At 71.1% G+C, this 12876-nt stretch carries 13 protein-coding genes; 5 read left to right on the plus strand and 8 right to left on the minus strand.

Translation table 11 applies throughout. From position 1 onward, the window contains the following. Positions 1-396: 396 nt before the first annotated feature. Positions 397-1263: a peptide chain release factor N(5)-glutamine methyltransferase gene (prmC, locus tag ACZ4TR_RS21780; protein WP_286002373.1), complete on the minus strand. Its 867-nt coding sequence runs from the start codon at positions 1261-1263 to the stop codon at positions 397-399. Positions 1264-1359: 96 nt separating this feature from the next. Continuing rightward, positions 1360-1707: a MerR family transcriptional regulator gene (locus tag ACZ4TR_RS21785; RefSeq protein WP_465288710.1), complete on the minus strand. Its 348-nt coding sequence runs from the start codon at positions 1705-1707 to the stop codon at positions 1360-1362. 56 nt (positions 1708-1763) lie between these two features. On the opposite strand from ACZ4TR_RS21785, the gene ACZ4TR_RS21790 reads away from it, so the two are divergent. Genes ACZ4TR_RS21790 through wsfD form a run of 4 tightly spaced genes read left to right on the plus strand, consistent with a single transcriptional unit; the run spans position 1764 to position 5490 of the window. Next, complete coding sequence (locus tag ACZ4TR_RS21790; RefSeq protein WP_465288711.1) at positions 1764-2561, plus strand: TIGR03619 family F420-dependent LLM class oxidoreductase; 798 nt, start codon at positions 1764-1766, stop codon at positions 2559-2561. A gap of 32 nt (positions 2562-2593) precedes the next feature. After that, on the plus strand, positions 2594-3586 hold the full coding sequence (locus ACZ4TR_RS21795) for a glycosyltransferase family 2 protein (RefSeq protein ID WP_465288712.1): 993 nt from the start codon (positions 2594-2596) through the stop codon (positions 3584-3586). Further along, positions 3583-4014, plus strand: coding sequence for a GtrA family protein (locus ACZ4TR_RS21800; RefSeq protein ID WP_465288713.1), 432 nt, complete (start codon positions 3583-3585; stop codon positions 4012-4014). Before ACZ4TR_RS21795 ends, ACZ4TR_RS21800 begins: the two co-directional genes overlap by 4 nt. 18 nt (positions 4015-4032) lie before the next feature. After that, positions 4033-5490, plus strand: a complete 1458-nt coding sequence (gene wsfD, locus ACZ4TR_RS21805) for a glycan biosynthesis hexose transferase WsfD (protein WP_465288714.1) — start codon at positions 4033-4035, stop codon at positions 5488-5490. A gap of 168 nt (positions 5491-5658) precedes the next feature. Here the strand turns inward: wsfD and ACZ4TR_RS21810 are convergent, their stop codons facing one another. Together ACZ4TR_RS21810 and ACZ4TR_RS21815 are read right to left on the minus strand one after the other, a co-directional pair. After that, positions 5659-6090 carry a hypothetical protein gene (locus ACZ4TR_RS21810; protein WP_465288715.1) on the minus strand — a complete coding sequence of 144 codons (432 nt, stop codon included), beginning with the start codon at positions 6088-6090 and terminating at the stop codon, positions 5659-5661. Continuing rightward, positions 6087-7202, minus strand: coding sequence for a serine hydrolase domain-containing protein (locus ACZ4TR_RS21815; RefSeq protein WP_465288716.1), 1116 nt, complete (start codon positions 7200-7202; stop codon positions 6087-6089). Before ACZ4TR_RS21815 ends, ACZ4TR_RS21810 begins: the two co-directional genes overlap by 4 nt. Before the next feature lie 114 nt (positions 7203-7316). On the opposite strand from ACZ4TR_RS21815, the gene ACZ4TR_RS21820 reads away from it, so the two are divergent. Beyond that, entirely contained in the window at positions 7317-7973 is a 657-nt protein-coding gene (locus ACZ4TR_RS21820) for a TetR/AcrR family transcriptional regulator (RefSeq protein ID WP_465288717.1), read from the plus strand. On the opposite strand, the gene prfA is transcribed toward ACZ4TR_RS21820, so the two are convergent. From prfA to thrB, 4 genes are all read right to left on the minus strand, one after another. Continuing rightward, positions 7974-9044, minus strand: coding sequence for a peptide chain release factor 1 (prfA, locus tag ACZ4TR_RS21825; protein WP_465288718.1), 1071 nt, complete (start codon positions 9042-9044; stop codon positions 7974-7976). A 76-nt stretch (positions 9045-9120) separates the two neighbouring features. Next, entirely contained in the window at positions 9121-9351 is a 231-nt protein-coding gene (gene rpmE / locus ACZ4TR_RS21830) for a 50S ribosomal protein L31 (RefSeq protein ID WP_284744227.1), read from the minus strand. Positions 9352-9533: 182 nt separating this feature from the next. Further along, complete coding sequence (rho, locus tag ACZ4TR_RS21835; protein ID WP_465288719.1) at positions 9534-11531, minus strand: transcription termination factor Rho; 1998 nt, start codon at positions 11529-11531, stop codon at positions 9534-9536. 399 nt (positions 11532-11930) lie between these two features. Beyond that, on the minus strand, positions 11931-12815 hold the full coding sequence (gene thrB / locus ACZ4TR_RS21840) for a homoserine kinase (RefSeq protein ID WP_465288720.1): 885 nt from the start codon (positions 12813-12815) through the stop codon (positions 11931-11933). Positions 12816-12876 lie beyond the last annotated feature (61 nt).

Consider the following 12876-nt stretch of genomic DNA (forward strand, 5'->3'; position numbering starts at 1 on the left):
ACCCCCCCCGACCCCCCCCCCCCCCCCCCCCCCTTTTTTTTTTTTTCCCCCCCCCCCCCCCCCCGCCACATTGGGTGCGTGAGACGCAACCAACGCCACATTGGGGCGCTCGCCCCGCGCTGTGGACAAGTCCGGCCGCCACGCGAAAACGCGTCCGAAACTGTCGGTGGCCACCCGTAGCGTGGAAGACGGGGGGCGCCCCCGGGGCGGGTCAGCCCAGCCGGCGAGCCGGTCCGTTGGCAACGTCAGGTGCCAGGGTCCCGCCGAAGCCGGGGTGGCGCCGCCGGCTCGCACGGTCGGCTGCGGTCAAACGTCTTGAATGACTCATTCATGTCGCCGGACGAGGTGAATGAGTCATTCACGACGTCTCGATTTCCAGGGGCCGCGCGAGGCTGCTCAGCCCAGCCGGCGAGCCGTGACGAACCGCGCCCGCCCCGTCAGATCCGCGTGGTCCTCGACCCCGGTCAGCACCCGCCGCGCCCGCACCAAAGCCGGCACCGCCGACCCGTGGGTGTCGTCGTGCTCGATGGCCAGTCCGCCTCCCGGGCGCAGCAACCGCGCCCCCGCCGCGATCGCGTGGCGGATCACCGCCAGGCCGCTCTCCTCCGCGAACACCGCGCGGGGCGGGTCGTGCTCCGCGACCTCCGGGGGCACCGGTGTCCCCTCCGGGACGTACGGCGGGTTGCACAGCACCAGGTCGACCAGGCCGTCGAGCTCGGCGAACATCGTCGGGTCGCCGATGTCGCCCGAATACAGGCGGATCGGGGTGTTGCCCGCGTCCGCGTGGACGTCCGCGTTGTGGCGCGCCCACGCCAGCGCCTGCGGGTCGACGTCGACCGCGTAGACCACCGCGTCCGGGCGGGCGTGGGCCACCGCCAGCGCCAGCGCCCCGGAGCCGGTGCACAGGTCCACCACCACCGGGAACTCGCGCCCCTGCAGGAACTTGACGCCCCACTCGAGCAGCAGCTCGGTCTCCGGCCGCGGCACGAACACCCCCGCGCCGACCGCGACCGTGATCTCCCCCAGCGCCGCCCAGCCGGTCAGGTACTGCAGGGGAATCCGCTTCGCGCGCTGCTGGACGAGCTGGCCGATGGCCTCGATGACCGGCGGGTCGACCAGCGGCACCATCGGCAGCCGGCCGCGTTCGACCCCGAGCACGTGCGCCGCGATCACCTCGGCGTCGAACCGCGGCGAGGCGACGCCGGCGCGTTCGAGAATCCGGGTGGCCTCGATGATGGCCAGGCGCAGCGGCTGCCGATTCACTCGTCGTCCTTCACCTCGTCAAGCCTGGCACACCAGGCGGAACTCCCCCGTGAGGACACGCGCCGGTCCCACGCCGTCCAGCGTATCGAGGCACCCTCAGCCCTCGGCGGACAAGTACCCGGCCAGCGCGCTCCGCCGCCGCTGCAGCGCCCCGATCCGGTCGTCCATCGTGGCCAGCTCGCGGTGCAGCAGCCCGGCCAGCTCCGGGCACAGGTCGAGGCGCGCCTCCTCCCCGCGGGCACACTGCAGCGCGGACGCGATGACCTCGGTGGTCAGCCCGCCCCCGAGCAGCCGCCGGATCTGCCGCACCCGCACGAGGGCGTCCTCGTCGTAGGCCCGGTAGCCGTTGCCGTCGCGCGCCGCCGTCAGCAGGCCCTGCTCCTCGTAGTAGCGCAGCAGCCGCGTGCTGACCCCCGTGCGTCCCGCGAGCTCGCCGATCCGCATTCCGACCCCCTGGCAGGTTGACCTTCACACCGATGTGAAGACCTAACGTCGCCGGCATGACCGGACATTTCCTGGAAGTCGTGCTCCCGAACGAACAGCCGGACCTCGACCCCGCGCGGCCCGCCGAGCTCGCACGGCGAGCCGAAGACCTCGGCTACCACGCCGCCTGGCTGCCCGACCACCTGATCCCGCCCGGTGCCTTCGGCGACGTCTTCGGCGGCGTCTACGAACCGCTGGTCACGCTGGCGCACATCGCCGCCCGCACGGACCGGATCCGGCTCGGGACGTCGGTGCTGATCGTGCCGCTGCGGGAGCCGTTCGCACTGGCCAAGCAGGTCGCGACGCTCGATGCGCTCTCCGGGCACCGGTTCGACCTCGGGGTCGGCACCGGCTGGAACGAGCCCGAGTTCGCCGAGGTCGGGGCGGACTTCCGGACGCGCGGCAAGCGGACCGACGCCACCCTCGACCTGCTCGCCGAGCTCCTGCGCACCGGCCGCGGCCCCCGCGGCGGGTACTTCGAGCCGCGGCCGGCCGGGCCGGTGCCGATCACCGTCGGCGGCAACTCGGACGTCGCGCTGCGCCGGGCCGCGCGGATCGGTTCGGGCTGGATGAGCGCGGGCCTGTCCCCCGCCGAAGTCGGCGAACGCGCCGAAAAGCTCACCGGCATGACAAACGGCCGCGAAACACGGGTCACCGCCAGAATGGAGTGGAACGGCGGCGATCTCGGAGCCGCCATCGCGCGATTCCGGGCGTATATCCTGGCCGGGGCGGACGCGGTGGCCGTCCACTTCGGCCCGGCCGAGGACTACGGACAGCGGATGACCGTGTTCGCCGAGGGCGTCGCCGATCTCTAGGATGCCCGAGACGCCGACCCCCGGGAGCGCCAGTGCCGACCGAGCCGACCACGCGCCGCCGGGTCGCGTTCATCTTCCCCATCTACAACGAGGAAGCGAACATCGACCTGCTGCACCGCACGGTCGACGAGGTCACCGCGCCCCTGGCCGGGCGGTACGACTTCAGCTTCATCTACGTCGACGACGGCAGCCGGGACGCGTCCCTGGAGCGGCTCACCGAGCTGGGCGGGCGCGATCCCCGTGTCACGGTGGTCGAGCTGTCCCGCAACTTCGGCCACCAGATGGCCGTCACCGCGGGACTCGACCTGGTGGACGCCGACGCCACGATCATCATGGACAGCGACCTGCAGGACCCGCCGCGGGTCGCGCTCGAGCTGCTCGAGAAGTGGGAAGAGGGCTACGAGGTCGTCTACGCGCAGCGCCGGTCACGCCGGGATTCGCCGTTCAAGCGGTTCACCGCGACCGCGTTCTACTGGTTCCTGCAGAAGATGGCCGCGGTCGAGATCCCGAAGAACACCGGCGACTTCCGGCTGGTCGACCGCAAGGTCGTCGACGAGCTGCGCAAGTACCGCGAGCGCGACCGGTTCCTGCGCGGCCTCGTCAGCTACGTCGGGTTCCGGCAGACGGCGGTGCTGTTCGACCGCGACCAGCGCCACGCCGGCGTCACCGGCTACCCGTTGACGAAGATGCTGCGCTTCGCCGCCGACGGCATCCTCGGGTTCTCGACGACGCCACTGCGGATGATCACGCGGATGGGCTACCTGATCTCGCTGCTGAGCTTCCTCGGCGTGCTCTACGTCGTCGGCGTGAAGCTGTTCGCGCCGGAGACGGCGGTGCCCGGCTGGGCGTTCATCACCATCGCGATGTTCTTCCTCGGCGGCATCCAGATCATCATGCTGGGCGTGCTCGGCAGCTACATCGGCCGGACGTACTCGCAGGTCCAGAACCGGCCGCTGTACACGGTGGCCTCGGTCCGCACCGGCATCCCCGAGACGGCCGAGGACAACCGGAGCGCCGCCCGATGAGGTTCGTCACGGCCACGCAGGTCCGCTTCGGGATCGTCGGGATCGGCAACACGCTCGTCGACGCACTCGGCTACGCGCTGCTGGCGACACTGGGCGTGCCGACGTTCGTCGCGAACTTCATCTCGACGACGGCCGGGATGCTGCTGTCGTTCACGCTGAACCGCAACTTCACGTTCCGCGCGAAGGACGGCGACATCCGGAAGCAGGCGCTGCTGTTCTTCGGGGTGACGGCGTTCGGGCTCTGGGTCATCCAGTTCGGCGTGATCACGCTGGTGAGCCGCTTGTTCCCGGGAATCAACCTGCTGGTGCCGAAGGGCGCGGCGATCGTCGTCGGGCTGTTCTGGAACTACCTGCTCTACCACTACGTGGTGTTCCGGCACCGGCCCGTTTCGCCCGTTCCCGGTGCAGCACCCGCCGACTCTGCGTGATCTCGTACGCTGTTCCGAGTGCGATCCCGTGAACTGCGCTTCGGCCTGGGCGTCTTCGTCCTCTCCCTGGGCGTCCTGCTGGTCCGGTTCCTCGTGCCGAGGCCGGTCGGCATGGCCGACAACGGTGACGGCTGGCGCCTGCTGTGCGACCTCGGCGGCCGGCACCCGGAGCTCAGTTCCGAGTTCTACGTGCACTTCAGCTACGGGCCGGGTTCGGCCTGCAAGAGCGACTACATCTCGAGCCAGGCGTGGCTCGACTGGTTCGCGAGCAAGCTGGGGAAGGTGCTCGGCTCGTCGGCGGAGCTCAACCTGCTGGTGCTCGGCGCGATCACGTGCGTGCTGGTCGCGGCCGGTGTCGCGGCGACGGTCCTCGGCCTGGAGCTGAGCCGGCGCAACCGCGTCGTCGCGGCGGTGCTGCTGCTGCTCGTGATGGCCGATTCGGCGTTCTTCGGTTACTTCGCCTCGGTGCTCAGCGAGGGCGCCGGGTTCGCCGGGATGCTGCTGATGGCCGGCGGCCTGCTGCTGATGAACCGCACGGGCGCGTGGCGCTATTGGGGCGCCGCGCTGACCGTGGTGGGTGCGCTGATCGGCATCAACGCGAAGTCGCAGACGCTGCTGCTGATCCCGCTGTTCGTGGTGGCGCTGGCGCTGATCCGGCCGCTCGGCGCGCGGGGCCGGGCCCGGTGGCTGCTGCCGCTGGGCGTGCTGGTGGTCGTGGGCGCGGGGACGGCGGCGGTGCAGTCCCACGGCGACCCGGCCAACGCCGAGTACCGCGAAGCGAACATGTACCACGTGGTGTTCGACAGCATCGTGGACGGCAAGCACGACACGGACGCCGACCTGGCGGCGCTGGGCCTGCCCCCGAGCGCGAAGAAGTTCATCGGCACCGGCTGGTGGGCGGCGCACCCGTGGACCGACGCGGACTACAACGGCTTCCGAGACAAGATCAGCCGCCGCAACGTGGTCCAGTACTACGCGTCCCACCCGGCGCGCACGGTGCAGATCCTCCAGCAGGGCGCGATCGACACCCTGACGGCCCGCCCGTCCCGGCTGGGCAGCTTCGCGGAGTCGGCCGGGTTCCCGAAGATGGCCCAGGAGTACCGGGTGCCGGTGTTCTCCGGGCTGTCCGCGCTGGCCGCGCCACTGGGGCTGTTCGTGCTGGTGCCGTTCTGGCTGTTGATCGGCTGGGCCGGCGTGCGGGCGTTCCGCCGCCGCGCGCGCGAGTACGGCGTCGTGGTGTTCTTCCTGCTGCTGTTCGCGGTGGGCCAGTTCGGGCTGTCCGCGCTGGGCGAAGGCGTCGAGGGCGTGAAGCACCAGCTGCTGACGCTGTTCCCGACGTTCCTGGCGTTCGTGTTCGCGGTGCTGAGCTTCTTCCCGCGGCCGGCTCGGCCGGTGGCGGAAGCCGCGCCCGAAGAGGAGCCGGTGACCGAGGTCTTCGAGGCCTTCCGCGAGCCGGAGAAGCCCGCCCTCCGCTGACGGCGCCGTGTCGACCCCGCAATCACGCGTGCCGACCCGGGAATCACGCGTGCCGGCGCTCCGATCACGGCGCGGCCTGACCGGCGGTGTGCGGGAAGGGCCGACACACGTGATCAGGAAGCCGACACGCGTGCTGGGAGGGTCGACACGGCGTGCGGGCCGTGGCGGTCACGCCGCGCGGGGCCTCGTCCACAGCCAGGCGACCGCCAGGACGCCGGCCAGGCAGGGTGCCATCCCGGCCCAGCCCAGCGCCGGCGGTAAGCCGGTGTCGCCGGACGTGTCCCGGATCAGCAGCCCCGCCAAGCCCACGCCGGCGCCGAGCACGAGCCCCACGGTCGCGGCCGCGCGGGCCCACCGCTTGCCCGCCCTGACCGCCAGGATCGTCGCGAGCCAGGCGAGTACCCCCAGAGCGCCGATGACGGACAGCAGGACCTGGTAGGTGGTGACGGCCGAGCCGATCTGCGCCGGGGTGTACGCGGGATAGCCGGCGCGAAGGTGATCGGCCAGCAGCGAGGTGGCGGTCAACGGGAAGATCGCCGCGAGGACGGTCAGGACGAGCCCGGCCCCCAGCACTGCAGGCACACGGTTCGTGGCGATCATCCGTACATCGCCACCTGCTGGAATGCCGCGAGCGCGCGGTCGATGGGGTGCGGCTGCGGCACGCCCGAGTCGAGGCGGTTCCACCTCTGCAGGTTCATGGCGACCGCCAGCTGACGTTCGCCGTCGGCCCGGATCGCGGCGAGTGCCCCGCCGCCCCAGACCGTGCCGCCGTGGCCCCAGAACGTGGCCTGGCCGGGCGCCTCCATCGGGTGCAGGCCGAGGCCGTAGTCGATCAGCTTGCCCTCCTGGGAGATCACCGGGACGGTGCGCCGCATCTGCTCGAGCGACGTCCGGCCGACGATCTCGCCCGCGTGCAGCAGGCGGAAGAACCGGTTGAGATCCGCGACGGTCGAAACCAGCGCCGCCGCCGGCCCGACCCACGACATGTCGAAGACGCTGTAGTCGCGCGGCGGGTCGATCATGCCGAACCACGCCTCGTAGAGCCGCGAGTGCGGCCCCTCGACGTCCGTGTCCTCGGGGAACCCGGTGTCCCGGAGGCCGGCGCGCTCGATGACGTCCTGGGTGATGTGCTTCTCGGCCGCGGTGCCGGTCACGTGCTCCAGGAGCTGCCCCAGGAGCAGGTAGCCGGTGTTCGAATACACCCCCGGCGCGCCGCCCGGGGTGCCGGTGGCGGGCGCGGCGACCCCCATCCCGATCAGGTCGACGGGGTCGAACCGCGTGAGCCGGTGGTCGTCGAAGCTCTGGGGCCCGGTCTTCGCGAGGTCGGGGAACGCGCTGAGCGAGGGGTAGGCGTACGGCAGGTATTCGGCGAGCCCGCTCGTGTGGTCGAGCAGCATCCGGACGGTGATCGCGGCACCGCGCTCGCCGGGGACCAGCCGCGGCAGGTAGTGGCCGATGGGGGTGTCGAGCCCGATCTCGCCGTTCTCGACCTGCCGCAGCACCGCGGCGGCGGTGAACGTCTTCGTGATGCTGCCGACGCGGTGCCGCAGGTCCGCGCTGACCGGCCGGCCGGTGCCGACGTCGGCGACCCCGGCGGCGCCGCGCCAGACCTGCTCGCCGGCCCGTACCTCGGCGAACAGGCCCGGCATCCCGGCGCGGTGGACGTTCTCGAGGGCCGCGTCCAGTCCGGCGGTGTCCAGTGAGTGCTGCACGACAGTGTCCTTCCTCCATGGGAGCGAACTCCCCCAGCCATCTGTCCTCATTATGCACGCGGTGCGTGCAACAGCAAGTGCATAAGCTAGACTGGCTGGGACGAGAGGGGCGAGATGACCGGCCGAAGGCGTTGGGCGACCGAAGAAATCCTGGACACGGCGGCGGAGCTCCTGCGCACCGGTGACGCGGAGTCGTTCAGCGTGCGCAAGCTCGCGGCGGCGCTCGGCACCGATTCGTCCAGCCTGTACCGGCACTTCCGGAACAAGACCGAACTGCTGCGCGCGGTCGCCGACCGGATCCTCGTGTCGGCCATGGACGGCTACCACCCCGAGGGCGACTGGAAGCAGCGCCTCACCGCCACGGCGCTGCGCTTGCGGGAGGCCTTCGGCCAGCATCCGCAGATCGCCGCGATCTGGGGCCGCTACGCGTCAGGCGGCGCCGGGTCCCGGCTCGTCATGGAAGAGGTGCTGCAGGCCCTGCGCGCGTCCGGGCTGCCCGACGAAGAGATCCCGGCGCGCTACCACCGGCTGGCGATCCTCATCGCCGCGCTGATCGCGTCCGAGGCCGGGGTCAGCACCGTCACCCCCACCGAGCACGAACAAGGCATGGAACAGTTCCGCGTCGCGGTGCTGGGCGCCGACCCCGAGCGCTTCCCGGCTTTGTCCCACTTCGCCCGCGAAGTGCGCCCCCTCGGCGCAGACCGCCGGGCGGCGTTCGAGGAGCTCCTCGCCGCCCAGCTCGCGCAGATCGAAGCCGGAATCCCGCGCTAGTCAGCCGGCGGAAGTGGCCAGCCGCTCTTCGCGGTCGGCCGTCGCCAGCGCGTCCAGGACGCCGTCGAGTTCGCCGTCCAGGACCTGGTCCAGGTTGTACGCCTTGTAGTTCACCCGGTGGTCCGAGATGCGGTTCTCCGGGTAGTTGTACGTGCGGATCCGCTCCGACCGGTCGACCGTGCGGATCTGCGACTTGCGGGCGTCGGACGCCTTCGCCGCCGCCTCTTCTTCCGCGATCGCCTGAAGCCGGGCCTGCAGCACCTGGAGGGCCCGCGCGCGGTTCTGGATCTGGGACTTCTCGTTCTGGCACGACACGACGATGCCCGTCGGCAGGTGCGTGATCCGGACCGCCGAGTCGGTCGTGTTGACGCTCTGGCCGCCCGGGCCCGACGACCGGAACACGTCGATGCGCAGGTCGTTCGGGTCGATCTCGACCTCGACCTCCTCCGGCTCCGGGTAGATCAGCACCCCGGACGCCGACGTGTGGATCCGGCCCTGCGACTCGGTCGCCGGCACGCGCTGCACGCGGTGCACGCCGCCCTCGAACTTCAGGCGGGACCAGACGCCGTCGACGACGGGCGACTTCGTCTTGATCGAGAGCGTGACGTCCTTGAAGCCGCCCAGGTCGGAGTCCACCGAGTCGAGGACCTCGGCCTTCCAGCCGTGCCGCTCGGCGTAGCGCAGGTACATCCGCAGCAGGTCGCCGGCGAACAGGGCCGACTCCTCGCCACCTTCGCCGGACTTGATCTCCATCACGACGTCGGAGCCGTCGTACGGGTCGCGCGGCAGCAGCAGCTCGGTGAGCTTCGATTCCAGCTCGGGGATCCGCGCGGCCAGCACTTCGGCCTCCGCGGCGAACTCCGCGTCCTCCGAAGCCATCTCCTTCGCGGCCGAGAGGTCGTCGCGGACGGAGTCGAGCTCCTGGACGGCACGCACCACCGGGGTCAGCTCGGCGTAGCGGCGGCCGAGCTTGCGGGCGCGCGCCTGGTCGGCGTGCACCGCCGGGTCCGCGAGCTGGCTCTCCAGCTCCGCGTGTTCGGCGAGCAGCCCCTTGAGCGAGCTCGAATCCACCTCTGCCACCTCTCAGCCCGGGTCAAGACAAGAAACGGCGCCCACCCGCGCGTGCGGGTGGGCGCCGTGAAAAAAGCTACTTGGCGTCGGCGTCCTTCTTCTGACGCTTGCCGTAGCGAGCCTCGAAGCGCGCGACCCGGCCACCGGTGTCCATGATCTTCTGCTTGCCCGTGTAGAACGGGTGGCAGTTCGAGCAGATCTCGACGTGGATGTCGCCACTGGTCTTGGTGCTGCGCGTGGTGAAGCTGTTTCCGCAGTCGCAGTTCACGTTCGTGACCACGTACTCGGGGTGAATACCGCTCTTCATGGTGTCCTCTCTCGTTGGCTCCGGGTCCCCAGTCGTTCTCGCGGGGTGAACCGGCGCCGGACTTCAGCGGGTAATTCTGCCAGACAGGCTGACGATCAGTGGAACGCACCCCGCTGACCTGGTATTCCGAACGTGCCGGAGGCCTCCCCGCGGTCGAGTGGGGAGGCCTCCGTCGAGCACGCTCAGTCGTCTTCGCCGCCGCCGAGGGCGGTCTTCGAGACCTGCATGAGGAACTCGGTGTTCGTCTTCGTCTTGCGCAGCCGCGAGATCAGCAGGTCGATGGCCTGCTGCGAGTCGAGCGCGTGCAGCACCCGGCTCAGCTTCACGGTGACGGCCAGCTCGTCCGGGTTGAGCAGCAGCTCGTCCTTGCGAGTACCGGACGGGTTGACGTCGACGGCCGGGAACACGCGGCGCTCGGCGATCTTGCGGTCGAGCTTGAGCTCCGCGTTACCGGTGCCCTTGAACTCTTCGAAGATGACCGTGTCCATCGTCGACCCGGTCTCCACCATCGCCGTGGCGAAGATGGTCAGCGAGCCGCCGTTCTCGATGTTGCGCGCCGCGCCGAGGAACCGCTTCGGCGGGTAGAGCGCGGTCGAGTCGACACCACCGGACAGGATCCGGCCGGACGCCGGGGCCGCCAGGTTGTACGCGCGGCCGAGCCGGGTGATCGAGTCGAGCAGCACGACGACGTCGTGGCCCATCTCGACCAGGCGCTTGGCCCGCTCGATCGACAGCTCCGCGACCGAGGTGTGGTCCGCCGGCGGCCGGTCGAAGGTCGAGGCGATGACCTCACCCTTCACCGAGCGCTGCATGTCCGTGACCTCTTCCGGACGCTCGTCGACCAGGACGACCATCAGGTGGCACTCGGGGTTGTTCGTGGAGATCGCGTTCGCGATGTCCTGCATGATCGTGGTCTTACCGGCCTTCGGCGGCGACACGATCAGGGCGCGCTGCCCCTTGCCGACCGGCATGATCAGGTCGATCACGCGGGTCGTGAGCTTGTGCGACTCGGTCTCGAGGCGCAGCCGCTCGTTCGGGTACAGCGGGGTCAGCTTGGTGAAGTCGGGACGCCGCTTGGCCTCGTCCGGCTCCAGCCCGTTGATCGAGTCGACGCGCACCAGCGGGTTGAACTTCTGCCGCTGCTGCTCGCCTTCCCGCGGCTGGCGCACGCTGCCGGTGATGGCGTCACCGCGGCGCAGGCCGTACTTGCGGACCAGCGACAGCGAGACGTACACGTCGTTCGGGCCGGCGAGGTAGCCGGAGGTCCGCACGAACGCGTAGTTGTCCAGCACGTCCAGGATGCCCGCGACGGGCAGCAGGACGTCGTCCTCGCGGATCTCGGTGTCCGGCGAACCGGCCTCACGCTGGCCGCCGCCACTGCCCCGGCGACGACGGTCGCGGAAGCGACGGCCGCGACGGCCGCCTTCCTCGTCGTCGTCGAGCTGCTGGGACCGGTTGTCCTGGCCGCCGCGGTTGCCGCCGTCCTGCTGGCTGCGCTGGCGGTTGCCGTCCTGGCGGTTGTCATTGCGGCTGTCGTTGCGGCCGCCGCCCTGGCGCTGCTGGTCGCGGTTGTTCCCGCCACCACCCTGGCCCTGCTGGCGGTCGCCCTGCTGCCGGTCACCCTGCTGGCGGTCGCCCTGCTGACGGTCGCCGCCGCCCTGGCGGTCACCGCCGCCCTGGCTGTCGGGCGACCCGGCGGCCCGGTTCGAGCCGCGACGACGACGGCCGCGGCCGCCCTCCTCGGGCTGGCCGTCCTGGCTCTGCTGGCCGTCCTGCTTGTCCTGCTGCGGGCGCTCGGCCTGCGGCGGGGCGTCCACAGCCGGGGCGCTCGCCACCGGGGCCTCGGCCTTCGGCTCCGGCTTGGTCTCGGCCGGCGCCGACTGCGCCTGGGCCTTGGGCTCCCGCTTCGGGGCCTTGACCGGCTCGCCGACGCCCTCCAGCGGCAGGGTCTCGTTGGCCGCACGCTTGCGAGACTTGCCCTGACGCTCACGGATCGCGGCGATCAGATCGCCCTTGCGCATGCCCGTCGTCTCACCGACGCCGAGCTCCCCAGCCAGCGAACGCAGTTCCGCCACGGTCTTCCCGGTCAACCCGCCGACCGTCTTCTTGGGAGCGGGGGTGGTGCCGTTCGACTCCGCGGCGCTGCTACCCACGTCGCTCAAAAGATCGGTGTTGCTCACACATGTCCTTCCTGACCGATCCACGCCTCCAGGCGGATCAGCGGACTGCCGCTCGCTTCTGATCGCGAACCGGCGTATCTGCCCCCCGATACGGGAGATGAGCTCTTCGGCCGTGCGAAACACAGCTGGAGCGCCTCCACCACAGGGGTTTGCGTCCTCCATTCGGAGGACACGGAATTCGGCACCGCCGAAACCGGAAACCCGCCTGCGTTCCTCCGCGTTACCCCGCTTGCCAGGCGGTGCGGATTCGGCGGATCAACGAAGGATGCGATCCGGGGACCGGCATCGGGTGCGGAAACGCACGGTGATCGAACGCCCCCGAGGGTAGACCGCGCCGGTGCCGGGTGCAACAACCACCCCCCGCGTGGCGGGCGGGGTGGCGGCCACGTGACCCAGCCTTTACTGAGCCGCAACCTGCACACCTGCGAGATCAACGGGCAGCTCGAAGACGTCGAAGCCTTCAACGTCGACCCCGGGCGGCAGTATTCCCGCCGTGGTCAGCGCGAGCACCGTGGGACCCGCGCCGGAGATGGCGGCCGCGACTCCGCGTGCACGCAGAGTCGTCACCAGCTCGCCGCTCGCCGGGTACGCGGGGGCCCGGTAGTGCTGGTGCAGGCGGTCTTCGGTGGCCGCGAGGAGCAGCTCCGGTTTCGCCGTCAGGGCGCGCACGGCGAGCGCGGCGCGGCCGGCGTTGTGCGCGGCGTCGGCGTGCGGCACGGTGGCCGGCAGCAGGCCGCGCGTGGTCGCGGTGGCCGAGCGCACCGACGGCACCGCCACGACCGGCCGGATCGCCACGTGCGGCTCGAGGCGCTCGGCGTGGAACTCCGCGCCTTCGCACCAGGCCAGGACGAGCCCGCCGAACAGGCTCGCCGCGGCGTTGTCGGCGTGGCCTTCGAAGCCGGCGGCCAGCTGCAGCGCGCCGAACTCGTCGAGGTCCCGGCCCGCCAGGGCGTACCCGGCAGCGACTCCGGAGACCACCGCGGCCGCCGACGAGCCGAGCCCGCGCGCGTGCGGGATCGCGTTGTAGCAGCGCAGGTGCAGGCCCGGCGGCTCGACGCCGAGGTGCGCGCAGGTCCGCCGGATGGCCCGCACGACGAGGTGGGTTTCGTCGGTGGGGACGTCCTCGACCCCGCCGGCGCCCGCGTCGATGACCTCGACCTTGAGCCCGGCGTCGGTGACCCGCACCTCGACGACGTCGTGCAGGCCCAGCGCCATGCCGAAGGCGTCGAAGCCGGGCCCGAGGTTCGCCGTCGACGCGGGGACGGTGACCTTGAACCCGGTCACCGGAGCGCCCCAATGTGGCGTTGGGTGCGTGGGACGCTCCCAATGTGGCGTTGGGTGCGTG

The sequence above is a fragment of the Amycolatopsis sp. NPDC028719 genome (assembly GCF_055565395.1).

Coding starts and splice junctions, on each gene's coding strand:
- ACZ4TR_RS21785 (WP_465288710.1), bottom strand. CDS start 1,707: ATGCGGATCGGCGAGCTCGCGGGACGCACGGGGGTCAGCACGCGGCTG.
- ACZ4TR_RS21790 (WP_465288711.1), top strand. CDS start 1,764: ATGACCGGACATTTCCTGGAAGTCGTGCTCCCGAACGAACAGCCGGAC.
- ACZ4TR_RS21800 (WP_465288713.1), top strand. CDS start 3,583: ATGAGGTTCGTCACGGCCACGCAGGTCCGCTTCGGGATCGTCGGGATC.
- ACZ4TR_RS21810 (WP_465288715.1), bottom strand. CDS start 6,090: ATGATCGCCACGAACCGTGTGCCTGCAGTGCTGGGGGCCGGGCTCGTC.
- ACZ4TR_RS21820 (WP_465288717.1), top strand. CDS start 7,317: ATGACCGGCCGAAGGCGTTGGGCGACCGAAGAAATCCTGGACACGGCG.
- rpmE (WP_284744227.1), bottom strand. CDS start 9,351: ATGAAGAGCGGTATTCACCCCGAGTACGTGGTCACGAACGTGAACTGC.